Origin of the sequence: Paenirhizobium selenitireducens ATCC BAA-1503 (assembly GCF_900492185.1) — a bacterium.
GTDB classification, from domain to species: Bacteria; Pseudomonadota; Alphaproteobacteria; order Rhizobiales; family Rhizobiaceae; genus Allorhizobium; species Allorhizobium selenitireducens_A.
The window spans coordinates 179,017-202,320 of record NZ_UEYP01000006.1; the positions used below are offsets into that span (position 1 = coordinate 179,017).

Here is a 23,304-nt window from a genome sequence, read left to right on the forward strand (position 1 = left end):
AAAAGGACAAGATCGCCTCCGCTTCTCTCAAAATCCATCCATGCTCGTGGAGTCCCTATGACCAGCAAGATCGACATTACATTCTCCAAGTCCCATCGCGTCACGGGTGGTGTTGCCGTGCTGTTGAAGACGGTCGAGGCGGATGTGCCGTCGGGGGCGGTCGAGGCCGATCCGGCGGGCGTCTATGCCCGCGCCGCCAAGGTGGCGAAATTCACCGGCAAGTCGATGAGTACGCTCGACATCGTCGCGCCGCACGGCTCGGAAGCCGATCGGATCGTCGTCGTCGGGCTCGGCAAGGCGGATGCGCTGACCGGTCACGACTGGCTGAAGGCCGGCGGCAAGGCCACCGGCCTGCTGAAGGGGGCGGACAAGGCCACAGTCTTCCTCGACGTTGACGGTTTGGCGATTTCGCCAAAGGCCGCAGCCGACTTCGCGCTCGGCATGCTGCTGCGCGCCTATAAGTTCGACAGCTACAAGACAAAAAAGAAGAAGAACGACAACAATGGCGATGACGACGCCGCGTCGGACGACAAGGACGTGAAGGTCACCATCGTCACCACAGACGCGGCGGCGGCGAAGAAGGCCTTCGCCGATGCCGAGGCCATTGCCGAAGGGGTGATCCTCGCCCGCAATCTCGTCAACGAGCCGGCCAACGTGCTGGGGCCGGAAGAATTCGCCGATACCGCCAAGAAGCTCGAGGCGCTCGGCGTCGAGGTCGAGATTCTCGGCGAGAAGGAAATGAAGAAGCTCGGCATGGGCGCGCTGCTCGGCGTGGCGCAGGGCTCGGTGCGCCCGCCCCGTCTCGTCGTCATGCAGTGGAAGGGCGGCAAGGCCAAGGACAAGCCGATCGCCTTCGTCGGCAAGGGCGTGGTGTTCGACACAGGCGGTATTTCGATCAAGCCGGCCGCCGGCATGGAAGACATGAAGGGCGACATGGGCGGGGCCGCCGCCGTCACCGGCCTGATGCACACCCTCGCCGCCCGCAAGGCCAAGGCCAATGTCGTCGGCATCATCGGTCTCGTCGAGAACATGCCCGACGGCAATGCCCAGCGTCCGGGCGACATCGTCACCTCGATGTCGGGCCAGACCATCGAGGTCATCAACACGGACGCCGAAGGTCGCCTCGTGCTCGCAGATGCGCTGTGGTACTGCAACGACCGCTTCAAGCCGGAATTCATGGTCAACCTGGCGACCCTGACGGGTGCCGTCCTGGTGGCGCTCGGCAACCTGCATGCCGGCCTGTTCTCCAACGACGATGCGCTTTCGGACAAACTGCTCGCCGCAGGTCTTGCCACCAACGAGCGCCTGTGGCGCCTGCCGATGGGCAAGGACTACGACAAGATGATCGATTCGAAGTTCGCCGACATGAAGAACTCGAGCGGCCGCCACGCGGGTTCGATCACGGCTGCGCAGTTCCTCAAGCGCTTCGTCAAGGACACGCCCTGGGCCCATCTCGACATTGCCGGCACGGCCATGGCTTCGCCGTCGGACGAGATCAACCAGTCCTGGGGCTCGGGCTTCGGCGTGCGCCTGCTCGATGAACTGGTCCGCGCCAACTACGAAGCGTGACACTGGAAAGGGCAGGGGCCTTGGCCGAGATTCTCTTCTACCATCTGACGGAATCGAAGCTCGAGGATGCCCTGCCGCCGCTTCTCGAAAAGAGCGTCGAGCGCGGCTGGAGAGTGGCGGTGCAGACCGCCGATCCGGCGCGTCGCGATGCGCTCGACACGCATTTGTGGACCTGGCGTGACGAGAGTTTCCTGCCGCACGGGACCGATGCCGGCGAGGCGCCGGAAGGGCAGCCGGTGCTGATCTCGATCGTGCCGGACAACATCAACGGGGCAACCGTCCGCTTCATCGTCGACGGCGCCGAGCCGCCGGACGCGCTCGGCTACGACCGCCTGGTCTTCGTCTTCGACGGGCACGACCAGGAACAGCTCGAGGGCGCGCGTGGCCAGTGGAAGAAGCTGAAGGCCGAGGGCCACAAGCTCACCTACTGGCAACAGACCAACGAAGGGCGCTGGGAGAAGAAGGCGTAAGCCGCCGCGCGGATGCGCATGCCAGCTGGCGGGGTCTACCCCGCCATCGCCTCTTCATACTCCGCTGACAGCTCCAGCCATTGCTCCTCCGCCGCAGAAAGCTTTGCCGCGGCCTCGCCGCGTTGCCTGGCCTTGTCGGCGGCCTTGGACGGGTTCTTTTCGTAGAGAACCGGATCCGCAAGCTCTGCATCAAGCGCCTGAATCAATGTCTCCAGTTTCTTCGTCAGGGACTCGATTTCATTGATCTTCTTCTTTAGCGGGGCAAGCGAGGCGCGGCGTTCTGCGGCGAGCTTGCGCTGGTCGGCCTTGTTGACCTGCTCCTGCGCGGCGTCCGACTTGTCCTTCTCGTCCTTCTTCTTGCCGGAGGAGACGATCAGGTTGCGATACTCCTCCATGTCTCCTTCGAAGACGCTGACCGTGCCATTGTTGACCAGCCACAGCCGGTCCACGGTCGCCTCGATCAGGTGGCGATCGTGGCTGATCAGGATGACGGCGCCGTCATAGTCGTTGAGGGCGGCGATCAGGGCCCGGCGGCTGTCGATGTCGAGATGGTTGGTCGGTTCGTCGAGGATCAGGAGGTTCGGGGCGTGGAAGGCCGAAAGCCCCATCAGCAGCCGGGCCTTTTCGCCGCCCGACAGATCCTTGGCTGCGGTCGCCATCTTTTCCGTGGCAAGTCCCATCTGCGCGACGCGGGCGCGAACCTTGGCTTCCGGCTCGCTCGGCATAAGCCTGCGCACATGGTCGACCGGCGTCTGCTCCGGGATCAGGTCGTCGAGCTGGTGCTGGGCGAAGAAGCCGACCGAAAGGTTCGGCGCGAGCTTCATTTCGCCGGCCTGCAGCGCAAGCCGACCGGCGATCAGCTTGGCAAAGGTCGACTTGCCGTTGCCGTTGGAGCCGAGGAGGGCGATGCGGTCGTCAGCGTCGATGCGCAGGTTGATGTTCTTCAGGATCGGCTTGCCCAGTTCGTAGCCGACGGCGCCCCCCGAGATCGCAACAATCGGCGAGGCCGGTTGTTTTTCCGGCTGGGGAAAGGAGATCGGCTGGACATGGTCCTCGATCACCGAGGCAACAGTGCCCATGCGCTCCAGCGCCTTCACGCGGCTTTGCGCCTGCTTGGCCTTGGATGCCTTGGCCTTGAAGCGGTCGATGAAGCTCTGCAGATGCTTGCGGGCGGCGTCGTTCTTCGCCTTGGCCTTGATCTGCAGTTCGTCGGCCTCGGCCTTCTGGCGCTCGAACTGGTCGTAGCCGCCGCGGTAGAAGGTCAGCTTCTTCTGGTCGAGATGGATGATCGAATTGACGGCGGTGTTCAACAGGTCGCGGTCATGGCTGATGACGATGACGGTATGCGGATAGCGCCGCACATAGTCCTCGAGCCATAGCGTGCCTTCGAGGTCGAGATAGTTGGTCGGCTCGTCGAGCAGCAGCAGGTCCGGTTCGGCGAACAGCACGGCGGCGAGCGCCACGCGCATCCGCCAGCCGCCGGAAAAGGACGAGGCCGGCCGCAGTTGCGCCTCGTGGTCGAAACCAAGCCCGGAGAGGATGGTCGCGGCGCGCGCCTCGGCCGAATGAGAGCCGATGTCGGCGAGCCGCGTCTGGATCTCGGCGATCCGGTGCGGATCGGTCGCAGTCTCTGCCTCTGCCAGCAAGGCGGCGCGCTCCTTGTCGGCGGAGAGCACGATGGAGATCAGCGATTCTTCCGTTCCCGGCGCCTCCTGGGCCACCTGGCCGATGCGGGCGTTCTTCGGGATGGAGATCGAGCCGCTCTCGGCCGACAGGTCGCCGGTGATGATGCGAAACAGTGTCGACTTGCCGGCGCCGTTGCGGCCGACGAGGCCGGCCTTGGTGCCGGAGGGCAGCGCGACGCTGGCATGGTCGATCAGGAGGCGGCCGGCAATGCGCGCGGATATGTCGTTGATGGTGATCATGCCGGCGGTTTTGGCCGATGTGGGGTGCAAAGGCAAGGCGTTGCCGGTTGGGCGTCCGCCAGCGGCAAGCAAGCGTGCGCCATGGTGGCATCGCGGCAACAGCCGGAAGCGGCGCCCACCAAGCCGTCAGGCGACCTGGCGTCCGGCGGCGCGGCCCACCGCGGCCGGATAGACGGCGATCGGCTGGCGTGGATTGGCGCGGGCAACGTGAAGCGCCTTTTCGGCATTGGCGAGCAGTTGCATCGGCGAGGCCGCCGTGGGGCTAAGAGCAATACCGATCGACAGGCCCAGACCGCCGGAATGGGAACCCGATTCTGCGGCGAAGACGAGATTGTTCTCGATCGCGGCGTGCAATCGCTCGGCAATCACGTGAGCGTCCTCGACCGTGACGTCGCGGAAGATGAAAGCGAAGGCGTCACCGTCGATCCGCGCGACGAAATCGTTCTTCTTGATCGTCTTGCGAAAAATGGCGGCCATGTGCTTCAGCAGCCGGTTTCCGGCGTCCTGGCCGAATTGCTGGTTGATCGAGCGGAAGTCGTCGATGTCGACGACGATCAGCGCGGCTGCGGGCGCGGCGCTGTCTTCCAGCAGTCCGTCGAGGCGCTTCATGAAGGCGAGGCGATTGGGCAGGCCAGTCAGGCCGTCCTTCATCATCATCGCCTTTGCCGCCTCGGCCGCGCGGTTTGCCGCCTCGATCTGCTGGAGACCGTTCTTCAGTTTAAGGGCCAGTTCGGTTTCCGTCTTCAGCAGATCCGCCGCCGCGGCTGCCAGGAAGTCGAGTTCGGCGATCAGTTCCCCGATGCCGCGCGTCTCGTCCTCGCGGATCGAACGGCTGATCGTCTCGAGGGCGTGTGCAAAGGTCTGCTTGTGCAGGATGCCGAGACCGACATGCTCGCTCAGCTTGGCGAGCAGTGCCACGCCCTCGGACTGCAATTTCTCTTCGGCAAGCCCGCAATGACTGGCAAGACGGTGCTTCAGGCCCAGCTGGTCGAGGGCATGCTGCGTGGGACGCTGGCCAAGGGCGCCGAGGTCGCGGGCGAGCCCGGGATTGTGCCCGTCGAAGGCCTCGTGAACCAGGTGGTAGTTGCGCGGCAAGCCGGCGATCTCATGCTTTGCCATGAAGCCCGCAATCTTCTGTAGCGGGTCCAGGCCCGATCCCTGGCGGGCGCCGGCCTGAGGCGGATGGGACTTGCGAGATGCGCTATGGACGTCTTGCTGCATTGTATTTCCCCTTGGAGCGCGCCGGTTCGGGCTATTCACGTAAGCATATCGTGCGACCTTCTGGATTCCGTTAAATCGCCGCCGCGGCACGCCCACGCGCGCGCATCCCTTCGCTCGCGGTTAATGTTTGCTTGCCTGCGCGAATATGAGGCGGAGTTGGGCGTGATTTGCCCACCCCGTCGGCAGCAACCATGCGGCAATCCCCATTTAATGAATTCTTAGTTACCACCCTGTACCTTAATTTTGCAGTGCGGGGCCCGGATGGCCTGTTTTTGACCATTCGACGCGACGTGCCACCGAAAAGGAAGGGCGCCGGGAATGAAACCAGGGAGTAACGGCTGATGGCATTCCACAGGTCGATCGTCCTGGCGAATTTTGCGTTCTTCCTGCTGCTGATCGTGGCGGTCTGGGCGCGCCCTGCCGGACCTTTCGTTCTGGTCGTCACGGACCCGGGCGGTGAGGCGAGCGGCAATATGCAGGTGATCGGCGATGCGGGCGGCCGGCTTGTCTGGTCCGGGCGCTATGCCTGGATATCGGTTGCCTATTCCGATGCGAACGACTTTACCGGCCGCCTGATGCGAGCCGGGGCTCTCCTTGTGCTGAACCATGATCTGGCAGTCGGCTGCCTTGAAGGGAATTGACATGAATGCTCTGAACACTTTGCGGCATAAGGCCTCGGTCGGGATCGTCGCGCTTCTGTGGCTGAACTTCGCGCTCATCGCGTTGCGCAACCTCATGCGCGCCGACGGCTTCGATCTCTTTTCCATCATCGCCACATTGCTGATCGTCGGCTCGGCGACGCTTTTGTGGGCCAAGGACCGCACCGGTCCGACGACCAGGATCGTGACATCGATGGCGCACGCCGCCACGGTCGCCATATTGGTCTACGCCTTTGCCGGTTCGCCGCTGCAGATCGACATCCACATGTACTTCTTCGCCTCGCTGGCGATCTGTGCTGTGTGGGTCGACTGGCGGGCACTGGTCGGCTACGCGGCGCTGGTCGCCGTGCACCATGTGCTCCTTTTCTTCGTCATGCCCTTCGCCATCTTCCCCGGTGAATCCGATTTCTCCCGCGTCGTGCTTCACGCCGTCGTGCTGGTGCTCCAGAGCGGCGTGCTGATCGCGCTCACCCATTCGGTGGTCAGCGCCTTCGTCGCCTCCGAGGCGGCCGTCCAGGCGGCCACCAGTTCGGAGCGCAAGGCAACCACGATGGCCGAGCAGGCCCGCCAGGCCGACGAGCATGCCGAACAGCTGCGCGCCGAGCGCGAGCAGGAGAAGGCCCGCGAGGCCGAAGCCGTCGACTTCGTCGTGCGCAAGCTGGACGAGGCGCTGAGCCAACTCGCCGCCGGAAATCTCACCCATCGCATCTCGCAGGAGTTCAAGGGTGAACTCGACAAGCTGCGCTGCTCGTTCAACACCTCCGTGGAAGGGCTGGAATCGGTCATCGGCCAGGTCAGCCAGGTGGTTCGCATCATCCGGGATGGAACGGGTCAGATCAGTCATGCGAACCACGACCTTTCGTCACGCACCGAGCGCCAGGCCGCCTCGATCGAGGAGACCGCAAGCGCGCTCAGCAATGTGACGGAAACGGTGAAGCAGACGGCAAGCGTCGCCGACCAGGTCGGCCGCATGGTCGAGGCGGCTCGCCAGGGAGCGGAGCGCTCCGGCTCGATTGTCACCAGTGCGGTCGAGGCCATGGGCAAGATCGAGGGATCCTCTCGCGAAATCTCCCAGATCATCAACGTGATCGACGAGATCGCCTTCCAGACCAACCTTCTGGCGCTCAATGCCGGTGTCGAGGCGGCACGCGCCGGCGAGGCCGGCAAGGGCTTTGCCGTTGTCGCCCAGGAAGTGCGCGAACTGGCCCAGCGCTCGGCCAATGCTGCAAAGGACATCAAGGCGCTGATCAATGCGTCGGGTGCGGAGGTCAAGAATGGTGTCGCCCTGGTCGACCAGACGGGCGAGGCGTTGCACACGATTGCCAACGAGGTCACGTCCATCAGCCGGGAGGTCGCCAAGATCGTTCACAGCGCGCGCGAGCAGTCCAACGGCCTCACGGAGATCGACGCTGCGATCGGTCATATCGACCGCAACACCCAGCAGAACGCCGCCATGGTCGAGGAATCCTCGGCTGCCATTCAGTCGCTCGCCAACGAAGCTTCGCAACTTGAGCAATTGATGGTCCGCTTCCAGATTTCGAGCGGAGAAAGCTACGCTCGGCAGCAGCGCGCCGCCTGATCTGGTACGCGCGTCAGTAAAGATGAAAGCCGGCGGAGCGATCCGCCGGCTTCTTTCGTTTGAGAGAAGCTGCTGCGCCTAAAGCCACTGCCGCCCTTCCTGTCGAAGGAAGTAGATCAGGTCGAGCGAGGGCGACGGCTGGCCGAGCGCCGTCAGCGTGGCGTGCGCCTGTCCGCGGTGATGGGTCTGGTGGTTGAAGAGATGGGCGAGCGCTGGTCCGAGCTTTTGGCTGATCGGTGTGGGGTTGGTGATCGGACTATAGGTGAAGTCGCCGCTTAACTGCTCCTGCGTGAGCGCCTCGCACCAGTCGATGATGCGCCGGTCTTCGTCCTGTCTCGCCCGTGCGAGTTCGGTAAAGGTCTTAAATGGTTTCTCGTCGAGCGCCGAATGCAGAGGTCCCGCATTCGTGAAGCGTCTGAGCCAGATCCGGTCTGTGACCACGATGTGTGTCAATGTTGCGAATAGCGAGCCGAAAAATGCGCCGCGGTCGGCATTCAACTCTTCGGCAGTGAGGTCCTGGGCCGCCGAGTAGAGAGTGCGATTGGCCCACTGGTTGTAGGCGGCGAACATCTGGAAATGTTGCAGCATGGCTGGTCTCCCGAAAGTGTCTCGCATCCTAGCCGAGATCGCCACAAACGGATGTGATGGAACCGATGAAATTTCCTGAATTGATTGTTCGCAATTTTTGCGGTCGAGTGTCGGCCACAATCGCCACGAGGAAAGACCCATGTCCCGGACGCTCTACAGCCTGTGCGGCACCGACCGCGCCCGCCCTTTCTCGCCCCATTGCTGGAAGGTTGTCATGGCGCTGAAGCACAAGGGGCTCGCCTATGTCGAGCAACCCTTGCCATTCACCGCAATCAGTGAAATCGAAGGCGGTGTGTCGAAAACCGTGCCGGTCCTGCGCGACGGCGACCGGCTGGTGGCCGACAGCTTTGCGATCGCACTCCATCTGGAGCAGGCCTATCCGGAGCGGCCGTCGCTGTTCGCCGGCGAGGGTGGCAAGGCGATGGCGCGGTTCGTCGAAAGCTATTCCCAGACCACCATCCACCCGGCCGTCACACGGATCGCCATCCAGCAGATCCATGACATGCTCGACCCGCACGACCAGGCCTATTTTCGCGAGAGCCGCAAGGAACGACTTGGTCGAACGGTCGAGGAGGTGGCGGCCGGTCGGGATGCCGAGATCAGGGACTTCCCCGCCACGTTGAAGCCGCTGCGCCACATGCTTGGCCATCAGCCCTTCATCGGCGGCCAGGCACCGCTGTTTGCCGATTACATCGTCTTCGGGGCGCTGCAATGGCTGAAGATCACCAGCGGTTCGGTCCATCTTCCCGCCGATGATCCGGTTCTCGACTGGTTCGAACGCTGCCTCGACCTTCATGACGGAGAGGCGCGCCGGATTGCCTGAGGTCGTTGTGTGACGCGGGCGTGAAATTCGCCGGGACCCCTTGTTTTCAGGGCCTGACACGGCTAGAAACCGCCCACTTTCCCAATAGGACAAAAGGACTAGACCGATGGCGATTGAACGCACCTTCTCGATGATCAAGCCGGACGCAACGAAGCGCAACCTGACGGGCGCCATCACCAAGATGCTCGAAGACGCAGGCCTGCGCGTCGTCGCCTCCAAGCGCGTCTGGATGAGCAAGCGCGAAGCCGAGGGTTTCTACGCAGTGCACAAGGAACGCCCCTTCTTTGGCGAACTGGTTGAAGGCATGACCTCGGGCCCGACCGTCGTTCAGGTTCTCGAAGGCGAAAACGCCATCCTGAAGAACCGCGAGATCATGGGCGCCACCAACCCGGCCCAGGCCGCCGAAGGCACCATCCGCAAGACCCACGCCCTGTCGATCGGCGAGAACTCGGTCCACGGCTCTGACGCCCCGGAAACCGCTGCCCAGGAAATCAAGTACTGGTTCTCGGACACCGAAATCGTCGGCTGAATCGGGATTTGAGCAGGGCCGCAAAAGGCTTTGCACAGTTTGAGGGAACCGGGGTCGAAAGATCCCGGTTCTTTCATTTCGGGCAGGAGAGATCCGGCGCATAATCCGTGCTGCCGTCGGCTTTGAAGACCTCCGGGTTCCTGGTGTAGACCGGCCCGACCACCAGCGGTTTCGACGGCAGGATCGACTGATCCAGGCTGGAAACGATGGTCGTCTCGATCAACTGCAATTCGCGCCCATCGGCATCGACGATCCGGATCGCGACCGCATAGGGTCGGTCCTTGGCGACGCAGCGCATCGGCGGGCTCTCGACCGTCACCTTCTTCCAGAAGGGAAAGATCCTCGACCGGGTCAGGTGCGGCGCGCCGCCCGCCGGGTTCTCGAAGCTCGTCTCGACATAGCTCTCATCCGGCAAGGCGCCATTGCGCGCCAGCGTGATGACGGCGTTGGCCTGCGCCACGCGATAGTTGAAGATGAACACCTTGCCGGAGATGACCAGCGGCTTCTCCATGTCGTCGCGCTGGCAAGCCGTGAGCGCCAGGGCCAGGGCCGCGAAGCTCACGGCTTTCCAAAGGTCTGTCACGTCGTGCCTCCCTGCCTGACCCGTTGATAGTGGCGGTTTGCCTTGATGCGGTTGCCGCATACGGCCATGTCACACCAGGTTCGGCTGCGGTTCTTGCTGCGGTCGAGAAACAGCCAGCCGCAATTGCCGCAGATCTTCAGGCGATCCGGTTCCTTCATGGCGACGAGGTGCAGCGCCGAGCGCGCGGTTGCCGCCTCGAGCGCCATCTCCGATGATGCCGCACGCAGCATCAAGGCCGCGGCCTCCAGCAGGTCGGCCAGGGTCTTGCGATTGGCCTGCCCCAGCACTTGCGCGCGAAAATGCCGGTCGATCGTCTCGCGCAGGTGCAGGAAGCCGTGGGTGTTGGACGCCTCGACCGGGGCGATCGAGCCGAACAGGGCGCGTTCGGCGCAGAACTGTTCGGCTGCGGCCGGAAAGGCGGCGAACTGCTCCTCAACGGCGAAACGGTCGATGCTGCGGTCGCGGTCGAAGCGCAGGATCACGCTGTTGGCGACATCGAGCGCGAGCGCGCCACCGGAAAAACGATGCGGGGTCCAGGAAAAGGTCATGCGAAATTATAACTGGCAAAGGGTAAAATGCCAGTTATAAATGTGCAGGGAGGAGATGATGATCTATCTCTTGCAGCAAATCGCCAATGCCGTGCCGATCGCGGCGCTCTATGCGGCGCTCGCCTTCGGCTACGCCGTGATCTTCGGCATGACGCGACGACCCGACATCACCTATGGCGCGCTCATCGCGTTTTCCGGCCAGGTCTTCCTGCTGTTTGCCCAGTTCGGCTGGCAGCAGCTCTTCCTGGTATTGCCGGCCACCCTTTCGCTGGCGGCCGCCATGGCGCTCCTCTACACGCTGGCCACGGCTGGCGCGGTGGCCCACTATGTCATGCGTCCCCTGCGTGCCCATTCCCCGAACGCCGTGATCGTCGCCTCACTTGGCCTTCTGATCGTGCTGTCCGAAGGGATGCGACTGGCCATGGATAGCCGGGAACTCTGGATCTCGCCTTTCCTCCACCACCGCGTCGTATTGGCGGTGGGAGACGGATCCGAGGTTGGTCTTACCGTGATGCAGATCGGCAATGCGGCGATCATGGCGGCCATGGTGGCCCTGGGGCATGTGGCGCTGGGGCGCACGCGCGCGGGCAGGGCCTGGCGCGCCGTGGCCGACGATCCGGTGGCGGCACGCCTGTGTGGCATCAATTCCGATACCGTCTTCACGCTCTCCTATCTGTCCGCGGCGGCCATCGCTGCCGTCTCTGGCGTGCTGGCCACGTCCTACTACGGCACGATGGACTTTGGCTCGGGCTTGATGTTCGGTCTGAAGATCGTGCTGATCGCGGCGGCGGGCGGCCATGGCGTTCCAACGCGTTCGGCCTGCGGTGCCGCGGCGGTCGGATTCGCCGAGGCGCTTTGGAGTGGCTACGCGGCGATGCTCTGGCGCGATGCGGCTGTCATCGGCGGGCTGGTGCTCGTGCTGGTCATCAGCCGCCGCGAGCGCGACATCCCCTGATCATCGCCACTTCGCGCGCGCGCGGTCGTCGGCATCCTTGGCCGAGACCCAGTCGCCGGTCGTGCTGTCCGTGAGGTGCTCCTTCTTCCAGAAGGGGGCGGAGGTCTTCAGGTAGTCCATCATGAAGCTGGCGCCGTCGAAGGCCGCCTGGCGATGGGGCGCCGTGGCGATCACCAGGACGATCTGCCCGCCGGGCGCGATCTTGCCGAAACGATGAATGGCGGTGAGGCCGATCAGGCCGAAGCGGGCGATCGCTTCCTCGCCGATGCGCCGGATCTCGGCCTCGGCCATGCCGGGATAGTGTTCGAGCTCCAGCGCCGAAAGAGTGCCCGCCTCGTCGCGGCAAAGGCCGGTGAAGGAGACGACGGCGCCGATGTCGGCGCGGCCTTGCGTGAGCGCCCGGCTTTCGGCGGAAAGGTCGAAGTCCTCGTGTTGGACGCGGATGGTGGGGGGCAGGCGGCTCATCGCTCTATCCTTGACGTGCCTCACCCGCCCGTCATCGGCGGAAACAGGCCGATCTCACGGGCGCCGGCGATCGGCTCGTCATGCTCGACATGCTCCTGGTTGATTGCAACCCGGATGGCTTTGGGAAACTGCAGGGCGTTTTCGTATTCCTCGCCGAGCGTCGCCAGATGGGCGATGAGGTCGCCCGCCGTCTTCACGTGGCCGGGGAGGTCGATTTCCTCCTCCCCCTTGCCGATCCGTTCCCGGACCCAGGCGAAATAAACGAGCTTCGTCATTCTCAATCCACCATGTGCTTCACACCGGCGCGGAAATAGTCGTAGCCGGTATAAAATGTCAGCACGGCGGCGATCCACAAGAGGGTGATGCCCATTTCCGTCGTATAGGGCAGCACCTTGTCGCCAGCCGGCCCCGCCAGCAGGAAGGCGAGCGCGAACATCTGCGCCGTGGTCTTCCACTTGGCGATCCGTGTCACCGGCACGCTGACCTTGAGGGCGGCGAGATATTCGCGCAGGCCGGAGACCAGTATTTCGCGGCAAAGAATGGTAATCGCGGCCCAGAGCGACCATCCGGCGATCGTCCCGTCGGCCGCCATCAAGAGCAGCACCGAGGCGACCAGCAGCTTGTCGGCGATCGGATCGAGCATCCGCCCGATATTGGAGGTCTGGTTCCAGATGCGGGCGAGATAGCCGTCGAGATAGTCGGTGATCGAGGCGACGATGAAGATGCCGAGACCGGTCCAGCGGGCAAAGTCTGAGCTCTCCAGCCGGCCCTCGATGAAGAAGCACACGACGATCAATGGCACGGCGAGGATGCGGGCATAGGTCAGGAGATTGGGGATATTGTAAGCGCGCGAAGCCATGATGCCCTGTCTGTCGGATAAGTTTGGCGTGTAGATGACGGTTTCCCGACGCGACCGTCAACACAAGATTTCTTAATTGTTCTTAAGGTCGTGGCCCGCCAAAGCGCGTCTGGTGGCGTCAATCCACGGCTTTTTCGTGAAAATGGTTGTAAATCAGCCTGGCGACGGCCTCGGAGATGCCCTCGACAGCGGTCAGGTCGGTAACGGCGGCGCGGGAAACGGCCTTGGCCGTACCAAAGTGCTGCAGCAGCGCTCGCTTGCGCGTCGGGCCGATGCCGGCGATCTCGTCGAGCGGGTTCTTCACCATTTCCTTCTTGCGCCGTGCGCGGTGCGAGCCGATGGCAAAGCGGTGGGCCTCGTCGCGCAGGCGCTGGATGAAATAGAGCACCGGATCGCGCGGCGGCAGGGTGAAGTCCGGGCGGCCGAGCGCGAAGAATCGCTCCCGCCCGGCATCGCGGTCGACACCCTTGGCGACGCCGATCGCGGTCACGCAGTCGGCAATACCGAGTTCGTCGAGAATGGCCCGCACCGCCGTCATCTGCCCCTGTCCGCCGTCGATCAGGATCACGTCGGGCCAGGCGGGAAAGGCGGCCTCGGCCGAATCCTCCGGGGCGACGCTGCGGTCGGGCTTTCCCTCTTCCTTGAGAAGGCGCGAGAAGCGTCGGGTCATCACCTCGCGCATCATGCCGAAGTCGTCGCCCGGCGTGATGTCCTCCGACTTGATGTTGAACTTGCGGTACTGGCCCTTGAGGAAGCCCTCTGGTCCGGCGACCACCATGCCGCCGACGGCATTGGTGCCCATGATATGCGAATTGTCGTAGATCTCGATGCGGCGTGGCACGTAGGGCAGGGCGAAGGTCTCGGCGAAACCCTGCAGAAGGCGCCCCTGCGACGCCGTCTCGGCCAGCTTGCGGCCATGCGCCTCGCGGGCATTGGCCACCACGTGATCGACCACATCCTTCTTGTCGCCGCGCTGCGGCACGAGGATCTGCACCTTGTAGCCGGCACGCGCGGTGAGCGCGGTCGCGAGCAGTTCCTGTTCCTCGATCACCTCGGACAAAAGGATCTGCCGCGGGCAGGGCTTGTCGTCGTAGAACTGCGCGAGGAAGGCGTTGAGCACTTCCGCGCCGCTCATCTGCGGATCGGCCTTGGGGAAATAGGCCTGGTTGCCCCAGTTCTGCCCGGCGCGGAAGAAGAACACCTGGATGCAGGTCAGCCCGCCCTCGTGATGAATGGCGAACACGTCGGCTTCCTCGACATTGGCCGGATTGATGCCCTGGTGGCTCTGCACGTGGCTCAAGCCCGCCAACCTGTCGCGAAAGACGGCGGCGCGTTCGAAATCGAGGTTCTCGGCCGCCTCGTTCATGGCAGCGGCGATCGAAGCCTTGACGTTCTGGCTCTTGCCGGAGAGGAAATCCTTCGCCTCGCGCACGAGCGCGGCATAGTCGTCATCGGCGATCTCATGGGTACATGGGGCCGAGCAGCGCTTGATCTGATAGAGCAGGCAGGGACGGGTGCGGCTTTCAAAGACACTGTCGGTGCAGGTGCGAAGCAGGAAGGCGCGCTGCAGCGAATTGATCGTGCGGCCGACGGCGCTGGCCGACGCAAAGGGGCCGAAATAGTCGCCTTTGCGCCCGCGCGCGCCGCGGTGCTTGTAGATCGCCGGTGCCCGGCTGTCGCCGGTGATCAGGATATAGGGAAAGCTCTTGTCGTCGCGCAGCAGCACGTTGAAGCGCGGGCGCAGGCGCTTGATCAGATTGGCTTCCAGCAGCAGCGCCTCGACCTCGGTCCGGGTCGTGACGAATTCCATGTTGGCGGTTTCGCGCACCATGCGCGTCAACCGGTTGGAATGGAGGCGGCCCTGGGCATAGTTGCTGACGCGCTTCTTCAGGCTGCGCGCCTTGCCCACGTAGAGCACGTCGCCCTCGGCGTTGAGCATGCGGTAGACGCCGGGACTGTTGGGCAGTTGCTTGACGAATTCGCCGATCAGGTCGGCGCCGACAAGACCGGTCTCGTTGACATTGGTCAGGCTCCAGTCGACGGCCAGCAAAGGACGCTGCGCATCGCTTTCGACGACGATGTCGTCGTCCTCTTCCGTGCCGTCATAGAGAATGCCGCCGTCCGGCAGCTTTCCTCCGGTCATTCAGTGATCTCCGTTTCGCCCGGCATACGCCAGGCGAGATGCTGGCCGCCGTCGAGCGCAATCATTTGGCCGGTGATCGAGGGCGTGTCAAAAAGAAAGCGGATCGTCCGCCCGAATTCCCCCAGTTCCGGACCGCGACCCAGGGGAAGCGCGTCGATTTGCGCCTGGAAATCCTCGTCCGTCTGCCGGGCGCTCTTCAGTGTCGGCCCAGGGCCGATGCCATTGACCCGGATACGTGGGGCAAAGGCCTGCGCCATAGTGCGGGTGGCCGCCAGCAGCGTCGATTTCGACAGGCCGTAGGAAAAGAAGGTGGGCTTCGGCGCCAGCACCCGCTGGTCGATGATGTTGACGATCAGGCCGTTCTGCCGGGCCGGAAGCTCTTGCAGCAAGGCGGATGCGAGGATCGCCGGTGCCCGCACATGCAGGTCGAAATGCTGGTCGAAAACGTCGGCATCGAAGGCTTGCGCGCTGTCGTCCAGAAAGACAGAGGCGTTATTGACCAGAAGGCCGATCGGGCCGAGCGCCGCCGCGGCAGTCGGCACGAGCGCGGCCGTGGCATGCTTGTCGCGAAGGTCTGCCTGCAGGGCGACGGCGGTCCCGCCAAAGCCACGAATCTCGTCAACGACCGCTTGCGCCTCGTCACCGGATCGGTTCGCATGAACGGCGACGGAAAAACCGCTTCGCGCCAGATCCAGCGCGATGGCGCGCCCAAGTCTCTTTGCCGATCCGGTGACGAGGGCAGTCTTCGGAATGTTGTCTTTCATAGCGATCTTGCTTGGTCTTTCATGGTTGTGCTTGGCATATAGGTCTGCACAAGGCGATTTGCATAGGGCTTCCGCAAATCTCTTCTTGCTGAGCGTGAACGTATTAAGAGAGAATTCTGCAGTTTAATCTCCTGTTTACTGAGTATATCTTCGCGTGCCTATTGCTATGGTTAATGAATCCTTTGTTGCGTTTAGGCAACATCCAGATTCGGTCACCTGTGTGCCACAATGAATTCATATTTCGGCTCTTTCAAATCCTCAATTGCGGCCCATCTTCAGTTCGGAACGGGCAGGGATTTACATCTATCGTTCGGGTCGGCCCTGATTCTTGATTGGGCGCGGCTCGGAACTGAAAGGAGACACGTATGCGTACCCTCACTATGATTCTTCTGGCTTCCGCCACCAGCCTGATGGCTTTCCAGGCTGCCAGGGCGGCCGACGCCGTCGAGCAGATTCCGGAAGCACCGGCTGCGACCGAAGCCTATGTGGCTCCGGCTGGCAACTGGACCGGTGCCTATGTCGGTGGCGCGGTCACCTATGACTGGGGTCGCTTCGACGGCAGCGACGAACGCGATGCTGACGGCGTAGGCGGTTCCCTCTATGGCGGTTACAACATGCAGAGCGGTCAGATCGTCTATGGTGCCGAAGCCGACATCGGCTACAGCGGCGTCGAAGGTTCGGCCGGCACTGTTCTCGACGGCAAGCAGGGCGTCAACGGCTCGCTGCGCGCCCGCGTCGGTTACGACATGAACCCGTTCCTGATCTACGGTACCGGTGGTATTGCCGCCGCCAACCACACGATCGAGAGCGCGACGGACGAAGACGAAAAGGCCGCCATCGGCTACACCGTCGGTGCCGGTGTCGAAGCCCTCGTCACCGACAACATCATGGCCCGCGTAGAATATCGCTACACCGACTACGCTTCGCGTGACTTCGACATCGACGGCGCGACGGTTTCGCGCGGTTTTGACGATCACTCGGTCAAGGTCGGTATCGGCGTCAAGTTCTGATCCGAACGACACACAGTTGCGGAAAAGCCGGGTTTGCGCCCGGCTTTTTTGTTGTCCAGATGAAAGTGGCCTTGTCGCTCAGGTCTGCGGTTTCAGCGCCGCATAGGGCTTGAAGCGATCGGCAAACTTGCCAGGCCAGGCGGCAAGCCGCGTGTGGCCATTCTCCCATTCGCCGGGAAAGCGCAGCATGAGATAGCCGAGCAGCGAGGCGAGCGCGAAGTGCCCGCCATGCAGCGTCTTGCCGAACTTCGGCATATGCCTCTCCAGATGGTCGAGGCCGCGCTCGACCTTTTCCCATTGGCGCCGGATCGCATCCGGGCTCTGGAGTTCCGGCGACCGCAGCCGCTTTTCATAGACGATCGCCAGAAGGCTGTCGTTGATGCCGTCGCACAGCGCCTCCAGCACTTCGGCTTCGGTGCGCTTCGCGTGCTTCTTCGGATAGAGCCGCTTCTTCGCCGTCCGGTGCAGGTAGTGCATGATGGCGCGGCTGTCGAAGATCGCCTCGCCGTCGTCGGTGATGAGCGTCGGGATCTTGCCGAGCGGATTGGCTTCGATCAGTGCTGGCGGCTCGTCGGCCGTGTTGACCGCCACGTCTTCGATGGCGATGTCCAGATAACGGGCCGCCATGCGGACCTTGGAGGAATAGGGCGAGGTCGGGGAGTAGAGTAGCTTCATCGGGTGGTCATCCTGGATGAGTGGGCTGGTCGTTTTCGGTCGATGATGGTCTCAGTCTATCGGCGGAACGGAAATCGAGCGCTGGCGGCAGGCATTGCCGTCGATCTCGGGGCAGGTGCGAAACCGAAGATCCTTTGTCAGGCAGATCTGCACCTCATCCAGTTTACCCGCCTCGCAGGTGACGGCGATGCCACGCCGGTTGAGACCGCTATTGGCGGTAATGAACTGTTGTTCGAGATTGTCCGGCGCAACCTTGGTCTCCCGCGATGCACGCGTCAACGCCGGCGGTATCCGCACACGCTCGAAGGCCTTGCGCATCGTCGAAAAATAGTCCTGCTGGCTGAGGCCGGAACAGGTTCCGTGCTTGCGCCATTGATGGCCGATCAACCCCATGGACGGCATGATGTCGAAATACCGGCGACCGAGGCTCGACGGCACTCGTCTCGGCTGGTTGCTGGGGCATGTTTCCGGATAGCCCCGCTCATATTGCGGCCAAAGGCCATGGACGATCAGGCCGAACTGGCGCGATGTCGCGCATTGATCGCGATTCCTAGCCGCATCCGCGGTCGTGCAGAAGGTCGGCGACCAGGAGAGCGACAGGACGTAGAAGTCGAAATCGCGCCCGCGATCATTGCCGTGCGCGACGCCGGCCCCAAGCGAGGCGAAGGACCAAAGCATAAGCCCGAAAAACCTTCTCGCGGGTTGAACCATTAATCCTTCCCCTCCAAAATGCGCGGGCAGCCGGATCTCTTGTGGCGGCGCGCTCGGTATCGAGGAGAGATGATCGGCAAGACTGGATGACCCTGAAGAAATATTTCTGGCCCGTGATCGGCGCCGTGACGATAGCGATATCCGCCTGGCTTCTCTACAAGGAATTGCGCGGGCTGTCATTCGACGACCTGCATGACAGCCTTTCCCGAATACCGGCCGATAGCTGGATTTCGGCAGGCCTGTGCTCGCTCGCGGCCTATGCGGCGCTTGCCGGATATGACCGCATCGCGCTGATGCACCTCGGCCGCAAGGTCAACTGGCTGTTCATCGCCATCGCCTCCTTCACGGCCTATGCGCTCTCGCACAATGTCGGCGCCTCGGTCATCTCTGGCGGCATGGTGCGCTACCGGGCCTATTCCTCCAAGGGCCTGAGCGCACGCGAGATCGGTGGCCTCATTGCCATGTGCTCTTTTACCTTTCTGCTTGGGGCAGCGCTGCTCGTCGGTCTGGTCCTCGTGCTGGAACCCGACATCCCCGAGCGCTTCGTCGACCTCTTGCCGATCGGCGCCTCGACGGCGACCGGCTTTCTCATCCTTGCCCTGGTCGGCCTCTATGCGCTTGCCAGCCTGCTACGGCTCCGTCCCTTGCGTATGGGAACCTTTCAGGTCACCTATCCGGCACCGCGCGTCGTGCTGCCGCAATTGCTGGTCGGCCCGCTCGAACTGATCGGCGCCGCGGGCATCATCTATTTCGCCCTTCCTGACGTCGGAAATCCCGGCTTCGTCGTCGTGCTCGGCGTCTTCCTGGTGTCCTTCTCCGCCGCACTGATCTCGCATGCGCCCGGTGGCCTCGGGGTCCTCGAACTCGTCTTCGTCATGGGCCTGCCGGAAATGGACCAGGCGGACGTCATCGCGGCCTTGCTGGTCTTTCGCCTGTTCTATCTGCTGATCCCGCTGGTGATCGCCCTGCCGGTGATCCCGATTTTCGAGCGGCTGCAGTTTCGCGCCGGCCAGGGGCCGGGCGGCGGCGGGGAGGGCTGAGCTAGCGCAGCGACTTGCAGTGCGCGCCGTAGACGTGCCACGGGTCGAGGCCGCTCATGCAGAACTCGACCGACGAGCCGAGCCCGGCATAGCCCCAATTGTCTTCGACCACATACCAGAGCCGGCGCCGTTCGCCATCCGTGGTGGTAACCTTCGCCTGGCAGTAGCGCCGTTCGACCGGGTGCGTGTCGTCGCGCGGCTCGAGCCTGTTTTGGTGAATGAAGCCAAACTCGGCGATCGACAGGTCGAGGCCGAGAAAGCCGCGCATGTTCTGGGCAAAGCGGCTGGACACCGTGCCGGTCACCTGTTCGCAGGACGGCGTACCCGCGAAAGCTCCGCTCGCCACACTCAGAAACAGGAGGCTGGTGAGCGAAAGGGTCGTGCGAAACGGCAAGCGGGCGGACATGGTGGCTCTCCCTTTTGCCGTCAGAATGTTGGCAAAGCACGGCCAGGTCAAGGGAGGAGCGGGTCGGCTCGTGCGACCTCTCAGTCGTCCCGCCGCTCCGCCTCCGTTATCTCGCCGCGCAGCCAGAAACAGCGGTGCGAAGCATAGCGGTCCTGTGCCATCACGCGCTTCAGCTCGGGAAGCGCCGCATGTAGCTCGTCCTTCAGCGTGAAGGGCGGATTGACGATGATGAGGCCGGTGCCGGACAGCCCGGTCGTTTCGCGGTCGCTCTTCACCGAAAGCTCGGCGCACAGCATCTTGGGGATCTCCAGCGCCTTCAGCCCCTCGTGGAAAGCGGCAATCGGAGCGCCCTTCTTGATCGGATACCACAGGCAATAGACGCCGCCGGGAAAGCGGCGCCAGGCGCGGGCCAGTCCGTCGATCAGCCGGTCGTATTCGCCCTCCTCCTCGAAGGGCGGGTCGACCAGAACGATGCCGCGCTTCTCCTTCGGCGGCAGGTGCGCGCCGAGCGCCAGCCAGCCGTCGAGTTCGGTGACACGCACCTGGTAGTCGCCCTCGAACAGCCGCGCCAGCCGACGGCTGTCGTCGGGATGGAGCTCCATCGCCGATAATCGGTCCTGCGGTCGGAACAGCATGCGGGCAAGTTTTGGCGAACCGGGATAGAGCGTGATCTCGCCCTCAGGGTTGAGGCTGCGGACCGCATCGAGATAGGGGGCGAGGATCGTGGCGACGGGTGCGGGCAGATCGGCGTCCAGAAGCTTGCCGATGCCGTCGCGCCATTCGCCGGTCTTCTGCGCCTCCTCGGAAGACAGGTCGTAAAGGCCGATGCCGGCATGGGTGTCGAGCAGGCGGAAGGCCTTTTCCTTCTGCTGCAGATAGACGATCAGCCGCGCCAGCACCGCATGTTTCAGCACGTCGGCGAAATTGCCCGCATGGTAGATGTGGCGATAGTTCATCTGTCGTCCTGATCGTTCGATGATTTGTTGGAATGGGGCTTTTGAGCCGTCCGGCCATGCCATATACAAACGTCATGAACATCGCGAGCCCTATCCGAACCACTGGTCATACGGTCTGTCCGCACGACTGTCCATCCGCCTGCGCGCTCAACGTCGATCTCGAAGCGGACGGCCGCATCGGTCGCGTCCGGGGCTCGCCCGACAATACATACACGGCCGGCGTTATCTGCGCCAAGGTCGCCCGCTATGCCGAGCGCCTCTATCATCCCGGCCGGCTCTTGACCCCGAAGCGCCGCAAGGGCGCCAAGGGCGAGGGTGTCTGGCAGGAGATCTCCTGGGACGACGCGCTGGACGAGATCGCCGAGGCCTTCGTCAAGGCGGAAGCGGCGCACGGCTCGGAGGCCGTCTGGCCTTACTTCTATGCTGGCACGATGGGCCAGGTGCAGCGCGATTCGATCGAGCGACTGCGCCACGCCAAGCGCTATTCCGGCTTCTTCGGCTCGATCTGCACCAACATGGCCTGGACCGGCTATGTGATGGGCACCGGCGCGCTGCGCGGCCCCGATCCGCGCGAAATGGCCAAGGCCGATTGCGTCGTCATCTGGGGCACCAATGCGGTCGCCACCCAGGTCAATGTGATGACCCATGCGATGAAGGCCCGCAAGGAACGCGGCGCCAAGATCGTCGTGATCGACGTCTACGACAACGCGACGATGAAGCAGGCTGATCTCGGCCTGATCGTTCGGCCGGGCACCGATGCGGCGCTCGCCTGCGCCGTCATGCACGTTGTCTTCCGAGACGGCTATGCCGACCGGGACTACATGGCTCGCTATGCCGACGACCCGGCCGGTCTCGAGGCGCATCTCAAGACCCGCACCCCGGAATGGGCGGCCGCGATCACCGGGCTGTCCGTCGAGGAGATCGAGGCCTTCGCCCGGCTGATCGGCACGACGAACAAGACCTTCTTCCGGCTCGGCTACGGCTTTGCCCGCCAGCGCAATGGCGCGGTCGGCATGCACGCGGCGCTTTCGGTCGCGACGGTCCTCGGCTCCTGGCAGTACGAAGGTGGTGGCGCCTTCCACAACAATGGCGACATCTTCCGGCTCAACAAGGCGGAACTGATGGGCACGAGCTTTGTCGATGAGGACATCCGCATGCTCGACCAGTCACAGATCGGCCGTGTGCTGACCGGAGACGCCGAGGCGTTGCGTCATCGCGGCCCCGTCACTGCACTGCTGATCCAGAACACCAATCCGGTCAATGTCGCGCCCGAGCAACGGCTGGTGAAGAAGGGCTTCCTGCGCGACGACCTGTTCGTCGCCGTGCACGAGCAGTTCATGACGGAAACGGCCGAGGTCGCAGACATCGTTCTGCCGGCCACCATGTTCGTCGAGCACGACGACCTCTATCGCGGCGGCGGCCACAGCCATATCCTGCTTGGCCCGAAGATCGTCGAGCCACCGGCAACGGTGCGCACCAACCTCTTCGTCATCGAGGAACTGGCCAAGCGCCTGGGTGTTGCGGACCGGCCCGGTTTCGGCCTCACCGAACAGGCGCATATCGAACATATGCTCACCGCAAGCGGCTGGCCGGGCTACGACACGCTGAAGCAGGAGCGCTGGTTCGACTGCCAGCCGGAGTTTAGCACGGCGCATTACCTCGACGGTTTCGGCCATGCCGACGGCAAGTTCCGCTTCCGTCCGGACTGGCAGAACGGCAAGGCGCCGAACAAACCGCCGGTCAGGCTCGGCAATCTCGGCCCGGTCGCCTCGCTACCCGAGTTTCCCGACCAGGTCGATCTGATCGAGGTGGCGGACGCCGAGCATCCTTTCCGCCTGACCACCTCGCCGGCCCGCAATTTCCTCAACTCCACCTTCTCCGAGACGCCGACCTCGCGCGAAAAGGAAGGGCGTCCCGAGGTGATGGTCAATCCGGCCGATGCGACCCGGCTGGCGATCACGGATGGCGACGTTGTCCGCCTCGGCAACCGGCGGGGAAGCCTGCGCATTCACGCGCGAATCACCGATGCGGTCAAGCCGGGGGTTCTGGTGGCCGAGGGGCTGTGGCCCAACAAGGCGCATCTCGACGGCGAGGGCATCAACGTGCTGACCGGCGGCGACGCGCCCGCGCCGCATGGCGGGGCCGCCTTCCACGACAACAAGGTCTGGCTGGAAAAGGCCGCCGGATGAGCCGCTTCGATCAGATCCGCATCACCATCCGCAAGGACGAGACCCTGTGGAAGGGCTGGAGCCATTTTCGCCGCATCGTCTTCGACTATATCCGGCCCGACGACAGCAAGACCGAGCTGGAATGGGAGGTGTTCGACCGCGGCGAGGCCGTGGCGATCCTGCTCTACGACGCCAAGAGGCGCGTCGTCGTCATGGTCCGGCAGTTTCGCATTCCGGTCCACCTGATGGGCGATCATGCCTTCCTGCTGGAGGTGCCCGCAGGCTCGATGGAGCATGGCGAGGACCCGACGGAGACCGTCTGCCGCGAGGCGATGGAGGAAACCGGCTACGAGGTTGCCGCGCCGCGGCATCTGTTCAGCGCCTATACCTCACCCGGCGCGGTGACGGAGAAGGTGCATTTCTACTTCGCCCGCATCGAGGTCGCCCACAAGACGGCGGACGGCGGCGGGCTGGCCGAGGAGCACGAGGACATCGAGATCACCGAGCTGTCTCTCGACGATGCCATGACGATGATCGCCGACGGGCGCATCTGCGATGCCAAGACCATCATGCTGCTGCAGTGGGCAGCCCTCAATCCCGACGCGCTTTCGCCCTGACAGAGAAAATGGCCGCGGACGCGCAAAGGGAGCGTCCGCGG

General features: G+C 63.6%; 25 protein-coding genes. 11 read left to right on the plus strand and 14 right to left on the minus strand.

The annotated features are described in order from the left end of the window. Positions 1-57: 57 nt before the first annotated feature. Positions 58-1,569 (plus strand): leucyl aminopeptidase, encoded by a 1,512-nt coding sequence (locus tag RHIZ70P_RS12845; RefSeq protein WP_115670700.1) that lies wholly within the window; start codon positions 58-60, stop codon positions 1,567-1,569. A gap of 20 nt (positions 1,570-1,589) precedes the next feature. Further along, positions 1,590-2,039, plus strand: a complete 450-nt coding sequence (locus RHIZ70P_RS12850; RefSeq protein ID WP_115670701.1) for a DNA polymerase III subunit chi — start codon at positions 1,590-1,592, stop codon at positions 2,037-2,039. A gap of 35 nt (positions 2,040-2,074) precedes the next feature. Here the strand turns inward: RHIZ70P_RS12850 and abc-f are convergent, their stop codons facing one another. Together abc-f and RHIZ70P_RS12860 are read right to left on the minus strand one after the other, a co-directional pair. Further along, positions 2,075-3,964: a ribosomal protection-like ABC-F family protein gene (abc-f, locus tag RHIZ70P_RS12855; RefSeq protein ID WP_115670702.1), complete on the minus strand. Its 1,890-nt coding sequence runs from the start codon at positions 3,962-3,964 to the stop codon at positions 2,075-2,077. 126 nt (positions 3,965-4,090) lie between these two features. Beyond that, the gene (locus RHIZ70P_RS12860; protein WP_115670703.1) at positions 4,091-5,185 is read right to left on the minus strand and encodes a GGDEF domain-containing protein; all 1,095 of its coding nucleotides are present in this window, start codon (positions 5,183-5,185) and stop codon (positions 4,091-4,093) included. A gap of 341 nt (positions 5,186-5,526) precedes the next feature. Between RHIZ70P_RS12860 and RHIZ70P_RS12865 the strand changes: the two genes are divergently transcribed. Together RHIZ70P_RS12865 and RHIZ70P_RS12870 are read left to right on the plus strand one after the other, a co-directional pair. After that, complete coding sequence (locus RHIZ70P_RS12865; RefSeq protein WP_115670704.1) at positions 5,527-5,826, plus strand: hypothetical protein; 300 nt, start codon at positions 5,527-5,529, stop codon at positions 5,824-5,826. A gap of 1 nt (position 5,827) precedes the next feature. Continuing rightward, the gene (locus RHIZ70P_RS12870) at positions 5,828-7,423 is read left to right on the plus strand and encodes a methyl-accepting chemotaxis protein (protein WP_181904017.1); all 1,596 of its coding nucleotides are present in this window, start codon (positions 5,828-5,830) and stop codon (positions 7,421-7,423) included. 78 nt (positions 7,424-7,501) lie between these two features. Here the strand turns inward: RHIZ70P_RS12870 and RHIZ70P_RS12875 are convergent, their stop codons facing one another. Then, on the minus strand, positions 7,502-8,011 hold the full coding sequence (locus RHIZ70P_RS12875; RefSeq protein WP_115670706.1) for a DinB family protein: 510 nt from the start codon (positions 8,009-8,011) through the stop codon (positions 7,502-7,504). Between the two features lie 139 nt (positions 8,012-8,150). Between RHIZ70P_RS12875 and RHIZ70P_RS12880 the strand changes: the two genes are divergently transcribed. Together RHIZ70P_RS12880 and ndk are read left to right on the plus strand one after the other, a co-directional pair. Further along, a complete protein-coding gene (locus tag RHIZ70P_RS12880) occupies positions 8,151-8,834 on the plus strand; it encodes a glutathione S-transferase family protein (protein WP_115670707.1) in 684 nt (227 codons plus the stop codon). A gap of 106 nt (positions 8,835-8,940) precedes the next feature. Beyond that, positions 8,941-9,363: a nucleoside-diphosphate kinase gene (gene ndk, locus RHIZ70P_RS12885; RefSeq protein WP_115670708.1), complete on the plus strand. Its 423-nt coding sequence runs from the start codon at positions 8,941-8,943 to the stop codon at positions 9,361-9,363. 73 nt (positions 9,364-9,436) lie between these two features. Here the strand turns inward: ndk and RHIZ70P_RS12890 are convergent, their stop codons facing one another. Continuing rightward, positions 9,437-9,874, minus strand: a complete 438-nt coding sequence (locus RHIZ70P_RS12890; protein WP_235842229.1) for a hypothetical protein — start codon at positions 9,872-9,874, stop codon at positions 9,437-9,439. A gap of 68 nt (positions 9,875-9,942) precedes the next feature. Then, entirely contained in the window at positions 9,943-10,494 is a 552-nt protein-coding gene (locus tag RHIZ70P_RS12895; RefSeq protein WP_115670709.1) for a CGNR zinc finger domain-containing protein, read from the minus strand. A 58-nt stretch (positions 10,495-10,552) separates the two neighbouring features. Here RHIZ70P_RS12895 and RHIZ70P_RS12900 point away from each other — a divergent pair, with 58 nt between their 5' ends. After that, complete coding sequence (locus tag RHIZ70P_RS12900) at positions 10,553-11,449, plus strand: branched-chain amino acid ABC transporter permease (protein ID WP_115670867.1); 897 nt, start codon at positions 10,553-10,555, stop codon at positions 11,447-11,449. Here the strand turns inward: RHIZ70P_RS12900 and RHIZ70P_RS12905 are convergent, their stop codons facing one another. The 5 genes from RHIZ70P_RS12905 to RHIZ70P_RS12925 all read right to left on the minus strand — a co-directional run bounded on the left by RHIZ70P_RS12905 (position 11,450) and on the right by RHIZ70P_RS12925 (position 15,680). Next, a complete protein-coding gene (locus tag RHIZ70P_RS12905) occupies positions 11,450-11,914 on the minus strand; it encodes a molybdenum cofactor biosynthesis protein MoaE (protein WP_115670710.1) in 465 nt (154 codons plus the stop codon). Between the two features lie 20 nt (positions 11,915-11,934). After that, positions 11,935-12,189: a molybdopterin converting factor subunit 1 gene (gene moaD / locus RHIZ70P_RS12910; protein WP_115670711.1), complete on the minus strand. Its 255-nt coding sequence runs from the start codon at positions 12,187-12,189 to the stop codon at positions 11,935-11,937. Positions 12,190-12,191: 2 nt separating this feature from the next. Next, on the minus strand, positions 12,192-12,773 hold the full coding sequence (pgsA, locus tag RHIZ70P_RS12915) for a CDP-diacylglycerol--glycerol-3-phosphate 3-phosphatidyltransferase (protein WP_115670712.1): 582 nt from the start codon (positions 12,771-12,773) through the stop codon (positions 12,192-12,194). A 118-nt stretch (positions 12,774-12,891) separates the two neighbouring features. Continuing rightward, on the minus strand, positions 12,892-14,916 hold the full coding sequence (gene uvrC, locus RHIZ70P_RS12920; RefSeq protein WP_115670713.1) for an excinuclease ABC subunit UvrC: 2,025 nt from the start codon (positions 14,914-14,916) through the stop codon (positions 12,892-12,894). Continuing rightward, a complete protein-coding gene (locus RHIZ70P_RS12925) occupies positions 14,913-15,680 on the minus strand; it encodes an SDR family oxidoreductase (RefSeq protein WP_115670714.1) in 768 nt (255 codons plus the stop codon). Before RHIZ70P_RS12925 ends, uvrC begins: the two co-directional genes overlap by 4 nt. Before the next feature lie 365 nt (positions 15,681-16,045). On the opposite strand from RHIZ70P_RS12925, the gene RHIZ70P_RS12930 reads away from it, so the two are divergent. After that, positions 16,046-16,690, plus strand: coding sequence for an outer membrane protein (locus tag RHIZ70P_RS12930; RefSeq protein ID WP_115670715.1), 645 nt, complete (start codon positions 16,046-16,048; stop codon positions 16,688-16,690). A gap of 78 nt (positions 16,691-16,768) precedes the next feature. On the opposite strand, the gene RHIZ70P_RS12935 is transcribed toward RHIZ70P_RS12930, so the two are convergent. Then, positions 16,769-17,365 (minus strand): glutathione S-transferase, encoded by a 597-nt coding sequence (locus RHIZ70P_RS12935; protein ID WP_115670716.1) that lies wholly within the window; start codon positions 17,363-17,365, stop codon positions 16,769-16,771. 51 nt (positions 17,366-17,416) lie between these two features. Then, positions 17,417-18,043, minus strand: a complete 627-nt coding sequence (locus RHIZ70P_RS12940) for a ribonuclease T2 family protein (protein ID WP_235842222.1) — start codon at positions 18,041-18,043, stop codon at positions 17,417-17,419. Positions 18,044-18,162: 119 nt separating this feature from the next. Here RHIZ70P_RS12940 and RHIZ70P_RS12945 point away from each other — a divergent pair, with 119 nt between their 5' ends. Further along, the gene (locus RHIZ70P_RS12945; protein WP_115670718.1) at positions 18,163-19,116 is read left to right on the plus strand and encodes a lysylphosphatidylglycerol synthase domain-containing protein; all 954 of its coding nucleotides are present in this window, start codon (positions 18,163-18,165) and stop codon (positions 19,114-19,116) included. A 1-nt stretch (position 19,117) separates the two neighbouring features. Here the strand turns inward: RHIZ70P_RS12945 and RHIZ70P_RS12950 are convergent, their stop codons facing one another. Then, positions 19,118-19,522, minus strand: a complete 405-nt coding sequence (locus RHIZ70P_RS12950; protein ID WP_115670719.1) for a hypothetical protein — start codon at positions 19,520-19,522, stop codon at positions 19,118-19,120. A gap of 80 nt (positions 19,523-19,602) precedes the next feature. Further along, positions 19,603-20,478 (minus strand): 23S rRNA (adenine(2030)-N(6))-methyltransferase RlmJ, encoded by an 876-nt coding sequence (locus tag RHIZ70P_RS12955; protein ID WP_115670720.1) that lies wholly within the window; start codon positions 20,476-20,478, stop codon positions 19,603-19,605. Positions 20,479-20,552: 74 nt separating this feature from the next. Here RHIZ70P_RS12955 and RHIZ70P_RS12960 point away from each other — a divergent pair, with 74 nt between their 5' ends. Next, a complete protein-coding gene (locus RHIZ70P_RS12960; protein ID WP_181904024.1) occupies positions 20,553-22,667 on the plus strand; it encodes a molybdopterin-containing oxidoreductase family protein in 2,115 nt (704 codons plus the stop codon). Next, complete coding sequence (locus tag RHIZ70P_RS12965; protein WP_115670721.1) at positions 22,664-23,263, plus strand: NUDIX domain-containing protein; 600 nt, start codon at positions 22,664-22,666, stop codon at positions 23,261-23,263. The genes RHIZ70P_RS12960 and RHIZ70P_RS12965 overlap by 4 nt, the downstream gene beginning before the upstream one ends. The last annotated feature ends 41 nt before the right edge of the window (positions 23,264-23,304 follow it).